Raw genomic sequence first — 19055 nt, 5'->3', positions numbered from 1 at the left:
TCAAAAGGAAGGCTCACACGATGTTCGGCAAGCGAGCGAGTTTCGGCGGCAACACACAGCCGGCTCCGAATCGTCCGGCGCCGCCTCCCGAGGCGACGGAGCTTGAACGCGCGCGCGACCAACCCATTGGTGCCGCGCCCGAGCCAGCCAGAGCTGGCCGGATGGAAGAAGCCGAGGCGCCCGAACCTACGGGGCGCGACAAGAATTATTTCCAGACAAAGTCTTCGATCTTTTCGGCGCTTATAGATTCGATTGACCTGTCCCAGCTCGCGGCTATGGACCAGGATTCGGCGCGCGAGGAAATTCGTGACATTGTTGCCGAAATCATTGCCCTCAAGAATTTTGTTATGTCGATCTCCGAGCAAGAGGACTTGCTCGACGATATCTGCAATGACGTCTTGGGGTATGGTCCGCTCGAGCCGCTCCTGGCTCGAGACGACATCGCCGATATCATGATCAACGGTTCGCAGCGCTGTTACATCGAAGTCAACGGGCGTGTGAAACTGACCAATGTGCGTTTCCGTGACGATGCGCACCTTATGAACGTTTGCCAGCGCATCGTGAGTCAGGTCGGGCGCCGTGTCGACGAATCCTCGCCCATCTGCGATGCGCGCCTGCCCGACGGCTCTCGTGTCAACGTCATAGCGCCGCCTCTTTCCATTGATGGTCCCACTCTTACAATTCGTAAGTTCAAAAAGGACAAGCTGACGCTTCCACAATTGGTCAAGTTCGGCTCGATTTCTCCCGATGGCGCCGAAGTGTTGCGGGTTCTTGGGCGTGTGCGCGCTAATGTGCTGATCTCCGGCGGTACCGGCTCGGGCAAGACCACATTGCTCAACTGTCTTACTGCCTTTATCGATAAAGACGAGCGTGTCATCACCTGTGAGGACTCGGCTGAACTTCAACTTCAGCAGCCCCATGTTGTGCGCCTCGAAACCCGCCCGCCCAATCTTGAGGGCGAAGGTGAAGTGACGATGCGAGAGCTTGTGAGAAACTGTCTTCGCATGCGTCCTGAACGCATCATCGTTGGCGAAGTTCGTGGACCCGAAGCTTTCGATCTGCTCCAAGCCATGAACACTGGTCACGATGGATCGATGGGCACGTTGCACGCCAACTCCCCACGTGAGGCGCTATCTCGTCTCGAATCGATGATCACCATGGGTGGGTTCGCCTTGCCCAGCCGTACAATCCGAGAAATGATCGTGTCGTCGATCGACGTTATCGTTCAGGCAGCGCGTCTGCGAGACGGGTCGCGGCGGATTACCCACATCTCAGAAGTACTCGGCATGGAAGGCGACGTCATCGTCACCCAAGACGTGTTCCTTTATGACATCATGGGCGAAGACGCCAATGGCGCTCTGTTGGGACGGCATCGCTCGACTGGTATCACCAAGCCGCAGTTCACCGAGAAGGCGCGTTATTTCAACGAGGAAATAGCCCTGGTGGAAGCGCTTGAGAGGGCCAACGTCGAACAGCACGAATTGATGCGGTGAACATGAGCCCACTTGTTCTAGCTATACTTGTTGTGATCTGCGTCGGCGCGTTGGGTGTTGCTTTCGTGCCTGCTTTGGCCGGCTCGAGCCGAGCCGATAAACGCATGAAGGCACTTCAAGCCGACGTGCAGGTGCGTCGGCAGACAATGTCGGCTGACAAGACCAAGGAGACGCGTCGTCGCACTGTTCAGGACGCGCTCAAACAGCAGTCCGCGCAGCTTACTGCCCGTCGTGCCAAGGCAACCTTGAAGCACAGGATATTTCAGGCTGGCATCAAGACGCCACTAAGCTCTTGGGTTCGCAACTCGATAATTTTGGGAGTGGGGCTGTTTGCTGTGCTGTTTGTCGCTCAGGTCCCGCTTCTCTATGCCGTGATTATCGCTGTTGCAGGTGCTTATGTGCTGCCCAACGTCTATCTCGGCTGGCGACGCAAGAGATATCAAAGCGCTTATCTTGATGAGCTGCCCAATGCTGTCGAAGCCATCGTTCGCGGTGTCAGGGCCGGCATGCCACTTAACGATTCAATCCGCCTCGTTGCCCGCGAGGTCAAGCAGCCAGTGAGGTCGGAGTTCATGCGTGTGCTCGACCAGCAGTCAGTAGGCAAAAGCATGGCCGAAGCTGTGCCGGTGCTGTTTGATCGCGTCCCGCTGGCGGAAGTCAACTTTTTCATTGTCGTCATTACCGTCCAGCAGCAGTCAGGCGGCAACTTGTCCGAGGCCCTCTCAAACCTGGCAATCGTATTGCGTAACCGCAAGAAGATGAAGGCGAAGGTCAAAGCAATGAGCTCGGAAGCAAAAGCTTCCGCCATGATCATCGGTGCTCTGCCCCTCTTCGTTATTGGAGCGGTATCGGTTGTCAGTCCCAATTATCTCGCACCGCTGATGACCACGAGCGTGGGCATGATCTGCCTGGGCGTAGCGGCGGGTATGATGATGACTGGCGCATTCGTAATGAACCGCATGATTCAGTTCGACTATTAAGGAAGATTTGCGCGTGAACCTCGCTGATCAGATCGTAAATCCAGACTTCCTTATCGCTATTTTCGCTGCCGTTTCGGCTGCAGCAATCGTCTTTACGTTCGGATCTCATATCTTTGAGAAGGTAGAGCGCAAGGACCGCATGAAAAAAGTAGCCATCGAGCGCGAACAAATGCGCGTCCGGGAAATGGCGCGGCTTCGTCATCATTCCGATAGCAAAGAGAGTGCGCGAGGCAATATCCGCGGTGCCGATGCGCGCTCCTACATGAAATCGACGGTCGAGCGTTTCTCGCTACAGAAGGCCTTCGTGGACGAAAATACAGTGAACCGGTTGGCACAGGCCGGTTTGAGAGGGCAGGGAGAGCTGACAAAACACTTGTTTCTGCGCTTCGTTACCCCGTTTTTGCTGTTCGTTCTCGGCGCGTTTTATCTGATCTTTATCACGCCCGGCGGTCGACCCGTTTTTCTCAATCTGGTTTACGCGCTGGGCGTTGGCTTGGTCGGTGCTTACATCCCGCTCCTGATGCTTCGCAACAGGGTCCAAAAGCGCCAGCAGTCGATAAAGAAGGCATGGCCCGACGCACTCGATCTTGTCCTGCTCTGTGTGGAGTCGGGCATGTCGATCGAACATGCGATCAAACGGGTCGCAAAGGAGATCGGGCTGCAAAGTGTGGAGTTGGCCGAGGAACTGACGCTGACCACCGCCGAACTGTCGTTTCTCGAGGACCGAACGCGTGCTTACGATAATTTATCCAGGCGCACAGGTCTTGACGGCGTGCGCTCGGTCATGACGGCCCTTATCCAGGCTGAACGCTACGGAACATCGGTGGGACAGGCGTTGCGGGTCATGGCTGAAGAGGGGCGGGAGGCACGCATGATGGAAGCAGAAAAGAAAGCAGCCGCACTGCCCCCGAAAATGACAGTACCGCTTATCGTCTTTTTTCTGCCTGTTCTGTTTATTGTTATCATGGCGCCGGCCATCATCTCGGTCACGTCACTTTGATCCCCCGCGCGTACGCCCCAGGATCTCATGCCGTTCAACTCGGCGTGTCGTTGCGGATTGCCTGCCAGCGGTCCTGTTGGGTAAGCAGGGCGCGGATATAATCCATGTTGGCCCGCACCTGTTCGGGCGGCAATTCGGCGGCATAAAGCGCACGAGCTGGCTCAAACTGACCCTGCAATCCCAGGACAAGTGCCAGGTTCTGCCGCACCTTTGAGGTTGCGCCAGGCAGCGAAGCCGCCTTTCGCAAATTGGCTTCTGCTTGCACCAGTTCTCCGGTCATAGCATAGGACAGCCCAAGATTGGCATAGAGCCGCGCCTCTTGAGGCGCCAGCAACAGCGCTTGGGTATAGGCTTGGCGTGCTTCCGCCGGTCGGCCCATTTGGTCGAGGATGGCACCGCGCACTGACAGCCCGTCCCAATCGGGCGTTATGGGGTTCATCGCGTTGTCCACCACCCGGAGTGCCTGTTCGAAACGGCCCGCCGCGGAAAGCGCCTTGGCGTAGGCCAAGCCGACCTCTGGATCTCCGTTATGGGCCGAAACAAGATTCTCGAGGACGGTGACGGCGGGTTCAACCTGGCCAGCTGCGCGCAAAGCGGCAGCGTAATGGATGCCTAACACCTTGTTGCGCGGATCGCGGGCATAACGCTGGGATAGATCGGCAACGCTTGCCTGTATCTGCGGACCCGAATAATTAGCGTAATCGGCATTTTGCGCTCCGGTGCGATTTGTAGCGCACCCTGTCAGAGCGATGGTCGCGACACTGGCCAGCAACATCAAACCAACTCTGCCCATTCCAACCCCCGGGAGCCGCGCGCTCAACAATGCCTATCCATCTTCAGCAGTAATTCATTAACCCTAACGACGGGTTAAGTGACAGCGGGGATCGATTGCGGTTGCGGAGTGCTGGAGTTACAAACAGATCGAAACCACACTCGGAGCTATTTTATGTCCAAGACCTTGCCCATCATCTGCGTCGCCGAAAACGGATTTGAGTCCGTCAACATCAGCGAGGGGCACAAGGCTTGGGCGAAGAACAATGGGTTTGCCGGACAAACAGGAAAGCTTTTGGCTCTTCCCGCCAGCAGTGGAGAAATTGAGGCGTATTTGTTCGGCCTGGGGGGAGAAGCAAATCGCTCGGCGCTCGTTCTGGGCCTTGCTGCTGCGGCATTGCCTGCCGGCTCCTACAGGCTGGAAGGTGATTATGGCGATCCCACTCTGGCAGCTCTCGGCTTCAGGCTGGGGGCATACGGATTTGACAAATACACCAAGGCCAAGGAACGGCCGACGCTGGTTCCGGTGGATGGGGTCGACGCTGACGAAATCGAAAATCTTGTCACTTCTGCATTCATCGCGCGTGACCTCGTCAATACTCCCGCAAATGACCTTGGCCCGGACGCCTTCGAGGTCTGGATTGCCGAGTTTGCAAAATCCCATGGCGCCCAATCCAAAATCATCCGTGGCGATGATCTGCTCACGCAGAACTTTCCAATGATCCACGCCGTGGGGCGGGCCAGCAATCAGGCGCCGCGCTTGATCGACTTTAGCTGGGGTGACCCTGCGCACCCCAAGGTCACATTGGTGGGCAAAGGGGTCACGTTCGATACCGGTGGCCTAAACATCAAGCCTGGCAGTTCCATGGCGTTGATGAAAAAGGATATGGGGGGCGCAGCCAATGTGCTTGGTCTTTCCAACGCGATCATGACAGCTGGACTAAAGATTCGCCTACGGGTGCTCGTTCCGGTCGTTGAAAATGCGATTGCGGGCAATGCATTTCGGCCCGGAGACGTGCTCCCATCACGGAAGGGATTGACCGTGGAGATCGGCAATACCGATGCAGAGGGGCGCTTGATACTTGCCGATGCGCTGGCTTTGGCTGACGAAGAAGATCCCGATCTGGTCATCGATATGGCAACCCTGACCGGCGCGGCGCGAGTGGCGCTCGGTCCGGAATTGCCGCCGGTTTATGCCCGCGAGGAAGGATTTGCCAAAAAACTCGTCGACCATGGCATGGCGGTCGATGATCCTCTCTGGTCAATGCCGCTTTGGAACGGCTATGACAAGTTGCTGGCGTCAAAGATCGCTGACGTCAATCATATCTCGACCGGTGGAATGGCCGGTTCGATCACTGCGGCCTTGTTTCTGAGCCGGTTCGTGAAGCCGCAAACAGAGTGGATGCATCTCGATATCTTTGCGTGGGCTCCCGACGCGCGGCCGGGCCGCCCCTATGGCGGAACCGATCAGGGTCTTCGTGCGCTCTACGGCGCGCTCAAGGCGCGTTACGGTCAGTAACCCCGTCCGCGGTCAACAATGTTTCGCAATCCATTGCCGGCCTGATGGTCGGCGATGATCTGCGAAAAATAACCAACGCCGCTTTGTTCGTTTGATATCGCCGCAATATGGGGCGTGATGAAACAGGTATCGAGTTCCCACAGCGGGCTGGTGCGGGGAAGGGGTTCGACCTCGAAAACGTCGAGACTTACTGCTCCGAGCGTTCCGTCATTGAGGGCTGCAACGATGTCGGCTTCCTTCTGATGGCCGCCACGCGCCGCGTTGATGAGCACCGGGCCTCCCACCAACCGACCCGTGCGCAACGCCTTGAAGGTCTGCATGTTGAGGATGCCGCGTGTTTCATCGGTCAGCGGCAACAGGCAGACGAGAATGTCGGTTGCCGCAAGAAAGTCGTTGAACCTTGCATCACCGGCAAAGCCTTCAACGCCATCAATTGATTTAGCCGAACGGCTCCAGCCATTGACAGTGAAGCCGATTGCTTTGAGTTTCCGGGCAGCATCTGTGCCCAATACTCCCAAACCCATGATGCCTACAGAGATCTCATGGCTGGCTGGAGGATACAGTTGGCGCCATACCTTGGCCTTCTGGTGGGCTGCGTAGCGCGTGAACAGTCTTTGATGCATGGTGACCTGCGAGATCACATAGTCGCTCATGCAATGGGTAAGCTCTTCATCAACGAAGCGGATAACCGGTACGTTGGGCAGCGCAGGGTGCTCCAGCAATGCATCGACACCCGCGCCCAGAGACAAAATGGCTTTCAGATTGCTCATTCCCGCGAATGCATCAGGCTCCGGCTTCCATACAAAGATATACTCGATCTCCGCCGGGTCGAATGAGTCGTCGCGCGTGACAACACGATAATCCGGCATTGCTTCGCCGAACCCTTTAGCCCAACCAGCCTCATCGATTCCGGTCAAATGCAACAACAGGGCCATTGAACGCTCCTAGGTAATATTTACGAAAAAGGCCGCACCAGATGGCGCGGCCTTTGCCTTAAGTCTAGTTTGGCCAGTCAATTAGTTGGCCGTGGTTTCGGGCGCATTGTCGAGTTCGGCACCGCCTTCGTCGGTCTCGCCAGCTGGCTGACCTTCGCCGGGTGCAGCATCTTCAGTCTGCGGGGTCGGGTTGACCTGAGGTTCTTCAGCGTCGATCACCACCGGATCATCACCTTCGGCAGATTCCTCGAGATTAAGCGCTTCGACTTCGTCAAGGACAGGCTGTTCCGCCGCAGCATCGCCTTCCGAGGCAGCCCCGCCGGTCAGATCGATCGGATTGTCCGAGATGGAATTGAGGAACACAATCAGCGCCGCGCGATCTTCGATATCGGCAAGGCCGGGGAAGCTCATCCGCGTGCCCGGTGCGAAGTCCGCGGGGTCCTCAAGAAAGGCGCTGAGGTTTTCCGGCGTCCATGTTTCGCCTTCTGCGCCCAGTGAAGCGAGCGCGTCGGAGTAGGAATAGCCTTCGTGAAGAGCAATGTCCGCGCCAACAACGTTATGAATGCCCGGTCCGACGCGATTTGCGTTTGCAGGCGAATAGTCATGGCATGACTGGCAGCGCACGATGAGCGCTTCGCCCTGTTCAGGGGTCACGGCAGCAAGAGCGGCAGTCAACTCGTCCTCAACCGGAGCGTCTTCTCCACTTTCACCTTCAGCGGGGGTTACTTCTTCTTCAGCCGGGGCTTCGGGAAGCGGGAACGGATCGTCCGAGTTCTCGCGCAGGAAGGCGATGAGATTGGCGCGATCTTCGGGGTTGGAGAGACCGGCAAAGCTCATCTTTGTGCCCGGTGCATAATTGCGAGGGCTTTCAAGGAAAGCATCAAGGTGTTCGTAGTCCCAAACTTCGCCATTGGCACCAAGCGTTGCCAAGGCGTCCGAATATGCAAAGCCTTCATGGCTTGCTATCGGATGGCCGACAACGCCGTAAATGCCGGGGCCGGTGCGGTTTTCGTTGGCAGGTGAGTAATCGTGGCACGACTGGCACCGGTTGATCAAATTGGCGCCTTCTTCTGCAGAAGCCGTCTGCATGCGGGCCGCGATGGATGGCACTCCGGGAGCTTCTTGGCCACCTTCTCCACCTTCGGGAGCCGGTTCGGGCAGTGCATAATCGGCCCCACGCCCCTCGATCGGAGCGTATATTTCGTCGGCAATGAAGCCGACACCCATCACAAAGACTAGCGTGCCAAGAATGGCACCGAAAATCTTGTTGAGTTCAAATGAATTCATAATCTCGGTCTCTCCGTACCGTTATCCCCGCCCGAGCGCCGGCAGCAGAACGCAAAACACGGGCCCCGATCGGTGATCCGGGAAGCAAGCGTGTTACCACGCTTGCGCCAAAGCCACGGATTCGACCGTCAAGCCCGCGCGCGGACCATAAATGGAAGCATCGGCCCACGCAACCGCCATAGGCCGGGTGCGACAATCCCGCAAGCCAAATTTTTAGGTGTCGCAGGTTCAATTGACACCCGTTGGCGGTGGGGGTTAGGTGCGCGCATTCATTTATTGGGACAAAGCCTATGTCACGCAAGATAGCCTTTCAGGGAGAATTGGGAGCTTTCAGTCACGCAACGGCTGTAAAAGTGTTTCCAGACGACCAGCCGGTGCCTTGTGTGACGTTTGAGCAGACAATTGCAGCCGTGCAGTCTGGCGATGCCGACTATGCAGTCGTGCCTGTCGAAAATTCCCTCTACGGTCGCATAACAGATATCCACCACATCCTGCCCGAAAGTGGGCTCTATATTATAGGTGAGCATTATCTGCCCGTCCGCATGAACCTGCTCGGCGTGCCCGGAACGACGCTTTCTGAAATCGAAGCTGTGCAATCTCTGTCGGTCGCGCTAGGTCAGTGCCGCAATTTTATTGCCAAGCACAAGCTGCGCACCATCAGCGCCGTCGATACAGCGGGTTCGGCGCGGGAGGTCGCAGAAATGGGTGATCGGTCAGTTGCTGCCATTGCTTCACGGTTTGCCGCCGAGACATATGGCTTGGATGTGGTTGCCGAGAACATCGAAGATGCTTCCCACAACACAACGCGCTTTTTGATTATGGCGCGTGAACCTGTGGCGCCCAGGCCCAACGGTAACAAGATCAAAACGACATTTGTGTTCCGCGTCCGCAACGTCCCAGCAGCGCTCTACAAGACAATGGGTGGATTTGCGACCAACTCGGTCAACATGACCAAGCTCGAGAGCTATATGGTTGGCGGCTCGTTCACTGCCACCCAGTTCTATGCCGATATCGAGGGGCACCCTGACGATCACAATGTAAAGCTGGCGCTCGAAGAACTCGGATTTTTCTCCGATCACTTCAAACTCCTCGGAATTTATCCGGTAGCCGACTCCGCGCCTTGAAAGAGTCATACAGACCTCTTGCAAACCCGTTCCCGATGCAGCACATAGGGGACGGGAGGTTGGTGGCGGACGAACCGCTCGCCAACCGGGTCAGGTCCGGAAGGAAGCAGCCCCAACGAGTACGGCACGGGTCGTCGTCAGCCTCCTGCTTTATATTGGCGCCATTCGGTAATGGCGCGGCTATTTCTCCCAGCAACGGCCCGCGATGGTGACCCCCCAGACCCCAGCAACGCCCTATCAGGTTCTGGCCCGGAAACACCGGCCGTTGAGCTTTGAGAGCCTTGTCGGGCAGGACGCCATGGTCCAGACTCTGGGCAACGCGTTTGCCACAGGCCGGATTCATCACGCTTTTATTCTGACCGGCGTGCGCGGTGTAGGCAAAACCACGACTGCCAGAATCCTTGCCCGCGCCTTCAATTACGCTGACGAAACTGGTGCGCGTCCGACCCTTGATTTTTCAAAGGAAGGGGTTCATTGCGCCGAAATCATCGCGGGCACCCATGTCGACGTCATGGAGATGGATGCGGCGTCAAACACTGGCATTGATTCAATTCGTGAGATCAATGCGATGACGCGCACGCCGCCGATGAGTGCACCTTACAAAGTGTTCATCATCGACGAAGTGCACATGCTCTCCACGTCGGCGTTTAACGGCCTTCTAAAGACTCTGGAAGAGCCGCCCCCCTATGTGAAGTTCATCTTCGCGACGACTGAAATCCGCAAGGTTCCAGTGACAATTCTGTCGCGCTGTATGCGTTTTGACCTGCGCCGGATTTCGCCCGAAGTGATGACGGGATATCTGTCGGGTCTCTTGGAAAAAGAAGCGATAGCGGTTGAGCCCGAAGCACTGTCCATGATCGTCCGCGCAGGCGAAGGATCGGTACGTGATTGCCTGTCTCTGACCGATCAGGCCATTGCGCATGGGGGTGGAGAGATTTCCGTTCAGTCCGTCCGCGACATGCTAGGCCTTGCCGATCGCGCCCGGATCATCGATCTGTTTGAAAAACTGATGAGCGGCGACATCGCTGGAGCGCTCGACGATACGCGCGAGCTCTATGATTCTGGAGCCGATCCAACAACGATTATCACCGATCTTGCTGAATTGACCCATCTGGTCACACGCATAAAGATAGTGCCCTCAGCAGCCGATGATCCTGTGCTGACACCTGATGAACGCAGCCGCGGCTCCGAACTTGCCCAAAAGCTTGGGTTGCGGATACTGACGCGTGCCTGGCAGATTTTGTCAAAGGGTCTGACGGAAATAGCACAGTCGGGCAATGGTCTGCAGTCCGCCGAAATGGTCCTTATCCGACTTGCCTATGCTGCGGATCTGCCGAGCCCGGATGAACTCATCGAAAAGCTGACCAATCAGCCGACTGGTTCCGGTCCTGCACCGTCAGCGCCGGCTCCCAATGGCGGTGGCGGGCATCAAGCGCGTGCTTTGGCGCCATCGGCGCCGCCCAGTCCAGCCCCGCGGGCCGAAACAAAACAGGTGCCGCAATCGTATGAGCAGATTGTCGCCCTGGCTGGCGAGAAGCGCGATGTTGCTGTCAAATACGCCTTGGAATCCGATATCAAGCCCGTCTCGTTCGAAGTCGGACGCATCGAGGTGGCGTTGACACCAACGGCCAACCCATCCATCGTTTCGATGTTGTCGGCACGGCTCAAGGAATGGACAGGCCGCCCCTGGCTCGTGACTATTTCGACCAAGGAAATCGCCGCGCCAACCTTGCGTGAAGCCCGGCGGGCGGCCGAAGATCACGCGCGCGATGCGGCGCTCGAAGATCCTCTGGTCAAGGCTGTGATGGAAACTTTTCCGGGCGCCAGACTCGTCAATATTAAGTCTCGCCCGGACCTGACCAATGAGTTGGAAGCCGCAGCAGAGAATTTCGAAGCTCCTATTGATCCGGAGGAAGACGAATGAAAGATCTCATGGGCATGATGAAAAAAGCCCAGGAATTTCAACAGCGCGCTCAGGACATGCAGGCTGAGGCGGCAGCGCATATGGTTGATGGCACAGCCGGAGCCGGTATGGTTGTCGTGACCATGACGGCAAAAGGCGACCTCCAGGGCGTCAAGATCGATCCCTCTTTGTTTAAACCCGAAGAGGCTGAAATCGTTGAAGATCTTATCGTTGCTGCCCACGCCGATGCCCGTCGTAAGGGCGAAGAGTTTATGCAGCAAAAGATGAGCGAAATGACCGCAGGATTGCCCATTCCGCCGGGCATGAAGTTTCCCTTCTAGGATCAAGCCGAAATGGCAAGCACCTCCGGCGGGCCGGAAATTGAACAACTCATTCAGCTTCTCTCGCGCCTGCCGGGCCTTGGTCCGCGTTCGGGTCGCAGGGCTGTTTTGCATCTGATCAAGAAAAAAGAGCAATTGATGGCGCCGCTTGCGGCAGCGCTCGATCGTGCGATCGAAGCCGTCAAGGTTTGCCAGTGTTGCGGCAATATCGATACCATCTCGCCATGCACGATCTGCTCGGATCAGCGCCGCGCGGAATCCGGATTGCTGATTGTTGTTGAGGACGTCGCAGATTTGTGGGCGCTCGAACGCGCTGGAATCGGCGCCGTTCGCTATCATGTGCTCGGTGGCGTTCTTTCCCCGCTTGATGGGGTGGGGCCGGACGACCTTTCAATAGATCAGCTCATCCGTCGGGCGCCCGAGTACTCAGAAGTCGTCCTGGGGGTCAATGCCACCGTGGAAGGGCAGACTACGGCCCATTACATAACCGACCGACTAGCCGGCACCGGTGTTACCATAACCCGCCTCGCACATGGGGTTCCTGTCGGTGGCGAACTTGACTACCTCGATGAAGGCACGCTCAGTCAGGCGCTTAAAGCCCGCACGCGCTTCTAGAAACTCGTTTACAGCTCGCTAAGTGTATTTGCGGGTGTTGCTTGGATCAGCGGGCGGCCATCTCCGATTTGTTTACGTCTTTGTCCGATAACCTGCACCATCAATGCTGGGGACAGGCAATCGTTACATGGGCGAAGTTCTTTCGACACTTTACAATCAACACGATATCAAGCTCGTAATCCTCGCTGCCTTAATATGCGCTTTGGCGTCTTTTGCGGGTGTTTCCATTCTCACCCATGCCAGGCGTTCCATCGGGTTGATGCGATCGGTGTGGTTGGCGGTTGCTGCAGTGTCGGTCGGGTTTGGCATCTGGGCTACCCATTTTGTCGCAATGCTCTCGTTCGATGTCGGCTTTCCAGCCAGCTATGACATCGGGTTGACCCTGGCTTCTCTGCTGATTGCGATAGCCGTCTGTGGTATGGGGCTGGCCGCAGCCGGGATGGGACGTCGTCGCTCCGACCTCGTTCTGGGCGGTGCCATCGTGGGGCTTGGTATTTCCGCTATGCACTACACGGGCATGCGGGCCCTGGAGATTGGCGGCGAGGTGTCGTGGGATTCGGGCCTTGTTGCTGGATCTGTGATTTCAGGCATGGTGCTGGGCGCTGCAGCTCTGCGTGTTGGAGTGAGCCGAAATGCCAAAGCCCGTGCGTTTGGAACGGGGCTTTTGACACTCGCGATCTGCTCCATGCACTTTACGGCAATGGGCGCCGCAGGGTTCGTAAATTGTTTTGCAATTGCGGCAGCGGGAGAATTTAGTCCCGCATTGCTGTCGCTATTTGTGGGCGTAGCCTCGATCCTCATTTTTCTTGCCGCGCTTGCCAGTCTCTATCTCGATTTGCGAGACCGCAAGCGCGCCGCCGCCGAAGAAAGCCGCATGCGTGGTTTGGCCGATGCGGCTGTCGAGGGCTTGGTTGTTTGTTCTGACCGCACTGTCGTTGCAGTCAACGCCGCATTTCAAGAAATGGTGGGAGCAAAAGGCAGGGATCTGGCGGGGACGTCAATTGGCGAGTTCCTGGCGGCCACAGGGTGTGTGGCAATCTTTGAGCAGGCCGACGAACTTGTCGAAACCGAACTCACTGACCTTAAAGGTGAACATATCCCGGTAGAAGTGGTCATGCGCGAGGTTGACTTTGGTGGCCGCCTGCATCGGGCGATTGCGGTCCGCGATCTGCGTGCCAGAAAACAGGCCGAACATCATATAAGATTTCTCGCCCATCACGACGCGATGACGGGCCTGGCCAATCGTGCCAGCTTCAATGATCGGCTCGAAGACGAAATTGCCCGCGCCCGTCTTGCCGGACAGAAGCTGGCCGTTTTGTGCCTTGATCTCGATCGCTTCAAGGAAATCAACGATCTATTCGGTCACGCTGCCGGAGATGCGTTGTTGCAGCGCGTAGCCAGGCTAATCGAAGATGGGCTCAAAGGGCGCCAGTTTGCGGGGCGTCTTGGGGGTGATGAGTTTGCCGTGATCCTCCCAGATGTGCCTTCGGCACAACACGCCTCAAAACTTGCCGAGGACATGCTTGAACTTTTTTCACGTGCAAATCGTGAAAACACAGACGGTACTGTCATTTCGGCATCGGTTGGTATTGCGCTTTATCCAGACGACGCAGAGGACGTCGACCAGTTGATGACTTATGCCGATACTGCGCTCTATTGCGCGAAGGCTGAAGGTCGAGGGACCTACCGCTTGTTTGAGAGCCAGATGGGGGCTCAGGTGCGCGATCGACGTTTGCTGGAGCATGATCTTCGTGCAGCGTTGGTAAGCCGCGAACTTTCGCTTGCCTACCAGCCTCAGGTGGACCTCGAGTCTGGAGAGGTGTCGGGCTTTGAAGCACTGGTGCGCTGGGCCCACCCCCAACGCGGTGCAGTTCCCCCCTCGACCTTCATTCCTATCGCTGAAGAGACTGGTCTCATACTCCAACTCGGCGAATGGGTCATGCGGACTGCATGTGAACAGGCTGCAAGCTGGACTTCTCCGTTGATGGTTGCTGTTAACGTATCGGCAGTGCAACTTCATGCGCCGAACTTTGTCGCCTTCGTTGAGGGTATCTTGTCTGAAACGGGCCTCTCTGCCGACCGGTTGGAGATCGAGATCACTGAAACGGCAATGATCCGCAACATGAACCGCGCCCTTGTCAATCTGCGCCAGATCAAGGCGCTCGGTGTCAAAGTCGCCATGGATGACTTTGGCACCGGCTATTCTTCTCTGTCGAACCTGCGAGCATTCCCGTTCGACAGGATCAAGGTCGACCAGTCCTTCATTCGCGCCGTCCACGACAATGATCAGTCAGCCGCAATCGTGAGGGCGGTGCTTGGGTTGGGCAAGGGACTGAACCTGCCAATTCTGGCGGAGGGCGTCGAGCGACCTGAGGAACTGGAATTCCTCAGGGGCGAGGTCTGCAATGCCGCCCAAGGGTACTGGTTCTCGAAGCCTGAAGATATTTCTGCGTTCGAAGAGATCGTGAGAGGAACCCAGAGAACGATTTCCTCAGATCAGAATGTCGTGCCACTCAAGCGTCGCGCCTAGCGTAAAAGGTCAATCTGGCTTGTCTTCATAACCTTGGTTATCGGCTTCACCGGTAATCCGCGAGATCGCATCCTCATCGTCGGGAGACTGGCTTTCAATATGGTCGGCCGGATCAAAACTGGTCGCTGCATCCCTTGGCGCTGAGCGCTCGGCACCTTCAAGTGCGGCAATGGCGGCGTTGACCTCGTCACGCAAGGTGTCGATGTCGCTTCCGGCGTCCGAGGCTGCAAGGCCGATGAGGCCGGCTGATATTTCACGCAGTCGATCGAGCCGCTCTTCGGTCGGTCGGCTATCGTCATAGAGGTAGTCGTTGACCTCATCGACACTCATCGGCATCAGCGCGGCTGTGGGGTTTGCATCGTCACCAAGCGCCTGATCGACCGGTATGACGCGACCTTCATGGGGATGTTCTGCCATCACTGTACTCCTTGGCATGATCTTGCATGGACAACGTCGCAGCAGCCCCAAGGTTGCTCGTTATTCAATCAGCGATGGTCGTTCCTCTTCAAACTCAAGAGCTTCAATCTTTTCGCCACGTCGGGTGACCTTGCCGGTCGAAATCAGAATGTCATCGATATCCTGATTGGCCTGTCGGAAGTGCGTTTGCAGTTTGTTGACCCGGTCATTGAGGCGACCGACATCGGTAAGCAGCGCGACAACCTCCTTTTGGATGATATGAGCCTGCTCGCGCATGCGGACATCGCGTAAGAGTGCCTGGATTACCTGGATCGACAGCATCAGCAGCGAGGGAGAAACGATCACAACCCGTGCACGCGCAGCCTTTTGCACCACATCTTCGAACTGCTCATGGAGATCGGCAAAGATCGACTCGGAGGGCACGAACATGAATGCTGTGTCCTGAGTTTCGCCGGCAATAAGATATTTCTCCGAAATCGCCTTGATGTGAGTGGCGCAGTCGCTACGAAAGCCTGCCATGGCCGAACGCACAGTTTCGGGCGTCTCAGCCTCGGCGATCCTTTGCCAGCCCTCAAGCGGGAATTTCGCGTCGATCACCAAAGACGGTGCATCGTTGGGCATATGAATGAGGGCGTCCGGTCGCGAATTGTTGGAAAGGGTAACCTGGAATTCGTAAGCGTTGGGTGCCAACCCGTCGGCGATGATGGCTTCCATGCGCCCCTGGCCAAAGGCACCGCGCTGCTGCTTGTTGGACAGAATCGACTGCAGTGAGACGATCTCGCCCGAGAGTTGAGTTATGTTTGTCTGAGCCCTGTCGATCACGGCGAGCCGCTCGTTGAGCTTGGTCAGTGTTTCATCGGTCTTTGTACGGTTCTCGGTCATCGATTGATTGACCCGATGGGAATTGGCATCAATCCGCTCGGTAAGGACACGGGCAAGATCGGATGTGCGCGTGCCAAATATTTCGCTCATTGTTTGCATGCGGCCCGTCATTTCCGACTGAATGCGCATCATATCGGCCATATGGCGTTCCATCTCGGCATTGCGGGTCAAATCTGATGCGGCCTGAGCCTCTCGCTCTCGGGCAGCACGTGTTTGCCCGAGCAATACGACAATCAGCCCGATAACGGCGATCGCCAGCCCCCCCGTCAGAACTTCAAGGATCGTTATTGGCGTTCCGCCGATGTCAAAGAGCACTGTTTCCATAATGTTCTTGTTATCTGATTCGGCCCTTCCCATATCCGCTTTGCTTGACCCACAAGGGCCACCTGCATTAACCAGTGCCTCACACATCAATTCCGAGATCGTTGAATGGCCGTACGTGAAATTCTCATCCTGCCCGATCCCCTGCTCCGCAAGGTGACAGAGCCTGTCGAGGCGTTCGATGACGACCTCCAGAAGACTGTCGATGATATGTTCGAAACCATGTACGACGCGCCGGGCATCGGACTGGCCGGCCCACAGATCGGCTATATGAAGCGTGTTGTGGTGATCGATCTTGCTGACGAGGAAAATCCGGACTCGGGCAAGATCGCCATGGTCAATCCTGAGATCGTCGGCATAAGCGAGGAAACGGCAGTTTCCGAAGAAGGATGCCTGTCGATTCCCGAGCTCTACTATGAGGTCGAGCGTCCCGCCGAGGTGACGGTAAAGTATTTTACGCCCAAGGGTGAGGAAGTCACCCGCCATGCAACGGGCCGTCTGGCCGTTTGCATGCAGCACGAGATCGACCACCTCGATGGGGTGCTTTACATCGACTACCTTTCGCGCCTCAAACGCGACCGCGTGAACAAGAAATTCCAAAAAAGGGCACGGCTCGCCAGTTAAGCTGGGCGCCTGCCATCTGTCTCGAAATCGAAGGGTAATCCGATGCGCGTCGTCTTCATGGGTACCCCCGATTTCGCTGTGCCCACGCTTACCGAAATCGTTATGCGCGGCCACGAAGTTGTTGCCTGCTATACCCGCGCGCCAAAACCGGCTGGGCGGGGGCAGTCCGAACGCAAATCGGCGGTCCATCTGACCGCCGAAGAGTTCGGCATCCCCGTATTCACGCCCAGGAATTTTCGTGACCCCTCCGATGTGGCGACTTTTGCAGCGCTTGATGCCGAAGTGGCAGTCGTTGTTGCATATGGCCTGCTGTTGCCTGAAGCTGTGCTTGAAGCGCCTGAAAAGGGGTGTCTGAACCTGCATGGATCTTTGTTGCCGCGCTGGCGCGGTGCCGCACCGATCCAGCGCGCCATCATGGCAGGCGATGAGCGCACTGCCGTTTCGGTCATGAAAATGGAAGAGGGGCTCGATACCGGTCCGGTCGGCCTTATCGATTTCATTTCCATCGCACCCGACATGACGGCGGGCGAACTCCACGACGAAATGATGCGAACCGGCGCCGATTTGATGGGGCGAGCGCTGTCCGCGCTCGAGCGGGATGCGCTGGAGTTTACGACCCAGTCCGACGACGGCGTGACTTATGCCAAAAAAATCGAGAAGGCCGAGGCGCGTATCGATTTCGCGCGTCCCGCAAATGAGGTTCACAACCACGTTCGGGGTCTTTCGCCGTTTCCGGGCGCATGGTTCGAGATCGAACTCGGGGGCAAGCCCGTTCGGGTAAAGGTCCTACGCTCTACCCTCGTCCAGGCGCAGGGCGAACCCGGCACAGTTCTTGAGGGCCTGACCATTGCTTGTGCCGAGGGCGCCGTTAGATTCAAGCAGGTGCAACGCGAGGGCAAGGGCGCCATGGACGCTGAAGCCTTTCTGCGCGGCGCAGGTGACCTGACCGGGCGCAAGGTGGGCTGATGCCCCGCTACAAGCTCACAATCGAATACGATGGAACCCCTTTTGTCGGCTGGCAGCGCCAGGCCGAGGATATGTCCGTACAAGAAGCCATCGAAATCGCCATCGAAGCGTTTTCTGGCGAAACCGTGCGCACCCAGACGGCGGGCCGCACTGATGCCGGTGTTCATGCCCAGGGGCAGGTAGCCCATTTCGATCTGGAGCGCGATTGGGATCCCTTTCGTGTGTCCGAGGCTCTGAACTACCATCTCAGACCCCACCCGATTGCCATTCTAGACTGCACATTGGTGGGCGGGGATTTCGAAGCGCGGTTTTCAGCGACTGGCCGCCATTACCGCTATCTCATCCTCAACCGCCGGGCCCGGCCTGCGCTGCAGGCCCAAAGGGTCTGGCATGTTGCAAAGCCGCTTGACGAGGGTGCCATGCATGAAGCTGCGCAAACCATTCTCGGTCTGCACGATTTCACGACATTCAGATCTGTTCATTGCCAGGCCAATTCGCCGGTGCGTACCCTCGATCGGCTCGACGTGCGTCGCGATGGCGATCTTGTGGTCATCGAGACATCGGCGCGCGCGTTCCTGCACCATCAGGTGCGCTCCATGACGGGCTCGCTTAAACTGGTGGGCGAGGGGCGCTGGCCCATTTCAGGCCTGCGCGCGGCGCTCGATGCGCAGGACAGGGCACGTTGCGGCGCTATGGCCCCTTCGTCGGGTCTCTATCTCACCGCTATCGACTATCCTGAACCTAATGCAGCGGCAGCTGACCGAGGATAAGTGCTGCAACGATAAGCGAAAAAATCTGCGCGGCCAGGACGATTACGACGTCGCCTGCTCCCAGACCGGCAATCAGACGCAGAATGTTAATCTCGACGACAAGCATGGCCAGGCCCAGAGCTGCCCATACGATCAGGATCGTGTTGACCAGGGTTCCCCCCGAATCCGCACCGAGCAGGAATGCTCCGAGAAAGGAAACAGCAAAGATTGTGATCAAGATGGCGGCCAGCGTGAAGGCGTTCGACCAGTTTATGGCCACCAGTACAGGCCGGAAGGCGTGCAACACGCCCAGTCTTGGGAAAATCAGGCGAAGCGCCAGGAATCGGGCGCAGACCAGCGCGCCGAAAATAAATAGCAGGCTTGCCGCCGAAAAGATCTGAGCCTGCTGCGCACCCAGTCCCATGAACGCCACGAAAGCAGCGTAGGCAATGATCAGTGGAACGAAACTCCCTGCCAGTCCACGCTGGGAAAAATCAAACCATGAAGGCGCATCGCTACGGGACAGGACGAGACGCCATGTGCCCCCGAGCGCCCAGCCTGCTTCCTCAAGCAATGATGAACGATGCAGGTCCACCCG

Annotated in this window: 18 protein-coding genes and 1 other RNA gene; 13 read left to right on the top strand and 6 right to left on the bottom strand. The window is 57.2% G+C overall.

From position 1 onward, the window contains the following. Positions 1-20 precede the first annotated feature (20 nt). The 3 genes from ACN0TA_RS13950 to ACN0TA_RS13940 are packed head-to-tail and all read left to right on the top strand — an operon-like array spanning position 21 to position 3473. Positions 21-1493, top strand: a complete 1473-nt coding sequence (locus ACN0TA_RS13950; RefSeq protein WP_417583953.1) for a CpaF family protein — start codon at positions 21-23, stop codon at positions 1491-1493. Positions 1494-1495: 2 nt separating this feature from the next. Then, a complete protein-coding gene (locus ACN0TA_RS13945) occupies positions 1496-2473 on the top strand; it encodes a type II secretion system F family protein (RefSeq protein WP_417583951.1) in 978 nt (325 codons plus the stop codon). 7 nt (positions 2474-2480) lie between these two features. Next, entirely contained in the window at positions 2481-3473 is a 993-nt protein-coding gene (locus ACN0TA_RS13940) for a type II secretion system F family protein (protein WP_417583949.1), read from the top strand. A 34-nt stretch (positions 3474-3507) separates the two neighbouring features. On the opposite strand, the gene ACN0TA_RS13935 is transcribed toward ACN0TA_RS13940, so the two are convergent. Next, positions 3508-4266 (bottom strand): tetratricopeptide repeat protein, encoded by a 759-nt coding sequence (locus ACN0TA_RS13935; protein ID WP_417583947.1) that lies wholly within the window; start codon positions 4264-4266, stop codon positions 3508-3510. Positions 4267-4419: 153 nt separating this feature from the next. Here ACN0TA_RS13935 and ACN0TA_RS13930 point away from each other — a divergent pair, with 153 nt between their 5' ends. After that, a complete protein-coding gene (locus ACN0TA_RS13930) occupies positions 4420-5763 on the top strand; it encodes a leucyl aminopeptidase family protein (protein ID WP_417583945.1) in 1344 nt (447 codons plus the stop codon). On the opposite strand, the gene ACN0TA_RS13925 is transcribed toward ACN0TA_RS13930, so the two are convergent. Together ACN0TA_RS13925 and ACN0TA_RS13920 are read right to left on the bottom strand one after the other, a co-directional pair. Further along, a complete protein-coding gene (locus tag ACN0TA_RS13925) occupies positions 5757-6698 on the bottom strand; it encodes a 2-hydroxyacid dehydrogenase (RefSeq protein WP_417583943.1) in 942 nt (313 codons plus the stop codon). The two genes, ACN0TA_RS13930 and ACN0TA_RS13925, sit on opposite strands and share 7 nt — an antisense overlap. 81 nt (positions 6699-6779) lie before the next feature. Beyond that, positions 6780-7985 carry a c-type cytochrome gene (locus tag ACN0TA_RS13920; protein WP_417583941.1) on the bottom strand — a complete coding sequence of 402 codons (1206 nt, stop codon included), beginning with the start codon at positions 7983-7985 and terminating at the stop codon, positions 6780-6782. 290 nt (positions 7986-8275) lie between these two features. Here ACN0TA_RS13920 and ACN0TA_RS13915 point away from each other — a divergent pair, with 290 nt between their 5' ends. From ACN0TA_RS13915 to ACN0TA_RS13890, 6 genes are all read left to right on the top strand, one after another. Continuing rightward, positions 8276-9109, top strand: coding sequence for a prephenate dehydratase (locus ACN0TA_RS13915; RefSeq protein ID WP_417583939.1), 834 nt, complete (start codon positions 8276-8278; stop codon positions 9107-9109). A 54-nt stretch (positions 9110-9163) separates the two neighbouring features. Next, positions 9164-9258: signal recognition particle sRNA small type (gene ffs / locus ACN0TA_RS13910), an RNA gene on the top strand. A 56-nt stretch (positions 9259-9314) separates the two neighbouring features. Continuing rightward, on the top strand, positions 9315-11033 hold the full coding sequence (locus ACN0TA_RS13905) for a DNA polymerase III subunit gamma/tau (protein ID WP_417583937.1): 1719 nt from the start codon (positions 9315-9317) through the stop codon (positions 11031-11033). Next, on the top strand, positions 11030-11353 hold the full coding sequence (locus ACN0TA_RS13900) for a YbaB/EbfC family nucleoid-associated protein (protein WP_417583935.1): 324 nt from the start codon (positions 11030-11032) through the stop codon (positions 11351-11353). The genes ACN0TA_RS13905 and ACN0TA_RS13900 overlap by 4 nt, the downstream gene beginning before the upstream one ends. A gap of 12 nt (positions 11354-11365) precedes the next feature. Continuing rightward, positions 11366-11968, top strand: coding sequence for a recombination mediator RecR (gene recR / locus ACN0TA_RS13895; protein ID WP_417583933.1), 603 nt, complete (start codon positions 11366-11368; stop codon positions 11966-11968). A 127-nt stretch (positions 11969-12095) separates the two neighbouring features. Further along, a complete protein-coding gene (locus tag ACN0TA_RS13890; RefSeq protein WP_417583931.1) occupies positions 12096-14498 on the top strand; it encodes an EAL domain-containing protein in 2403 nt (800 codons plus the stop codon). Between the two features lie 9 nt (positions 14499-14507). Here ACN0TA_RS13890 and ACN0TA_RS13885 read toward each other — a convergent pair whose 3' ends face one another. Together ACN0TA_RS13885 and ACN0TA_RS13880 are read right to left on the bottom strand one after the other, a co-directional pair. After that, positions 14508-14915, bottom strand: coding sequence for a hypothetical protein (locus tag ACN0TA_RS13885; protein WP_417583929.1), 408 nt, complete (start codon positions 14913-14915; stop codon positions 14508-14510). Between the two features lie 60 nt (positions 14916-14975). Continuing rightward, complete coding sequence (locus tag ACN0TA_RS13880) at positions 14976-16121, bottom strand: DNA recombination protein RmuC (RefSeq protein ID WP_417583927.1); 1146 nt, start codon at positions 16119-16121, stop codon at positions 14976-14978. Positions 16122-16226: 105 nt separating this feature from the next. Between ACN0TA_RS13880 and def the strand changes: the two genes are divergently transcribed. Genes def through truA form a run of 3 tightly spaced genes read left to right on the top strand, consistent with a single transcriptional unit; the run spans position 16227 to position 18478 of the window. Beyond that, on the top strand, positions 16227-16742 hold the full coding sequence (def, locus tag ACN0TA_RS13875; protein WP_417583925.1) for a peptide deformylase: 516 nt from the start codon (positions 16227-16229) through the stop codon (positions 16740-16742). A gap of 42 nt (positions 16743-16784) precedes the next feature. Further along, the gene (gene fmt, locus ACN0TA_RS13870; protein ID WP_417583923.1) at positions 16785-17708 is read left to right on the top strand and encodes a methionyl-tRNA formyltransferase; all 924 of its coding nucleotides are present in this window, start codon (positions 16785-16787) and stop codon (positions 17706-17708) included. Continuing rightward, positions 17708-18478, top strand: a complete 771-nt coding sequence (gene truA / locus ACN0TA_RS13865; RefSeq protein ID WP_417583921.1) for a tRNA pseudouridine(38-40) synthase TruA — start codon at positions 17708-17710, stop codon at positions 18476-18478. The genes fmt and truA overlap by 1 nt, the downstream gene beginning before the upstream one ends. On the opposite strand, the gene ACN0TA_RS13860 is transcribed toward truA, so the two are convergent. Further along, positions 18450-19052 carry a hypothetical protein gene (locus tag ACN0TA_RS13860; RefSeq protein WP_417583919.1) on the bottom strand — a complete coding sequence of 201 codons (603 nt, stop codon included), beginning with the start codon at positions 19050-19052 and terminating at the stop codon, positions 18450-18452. The two genes, truA and ACN0TA_RS13860, sit on opposite strands and share 29 nt — an antisense overlap. Positions 19053-19055: the final 3 nt, after the last annotated feature.

Origin of the sequence: Pelagibacterium sp. (assembly GCF_048264985.1) — a bacterium.
Taxonomy (GTDB): domain Bacteria; phylum Pseudomonadota; class Alphaproteobacteria; order Rhizobiales; family Devosiaceae; genus Pelagibacterium.
This window is presented reverse-complemented; position numbering and strand designations above follow the sequence as displayed.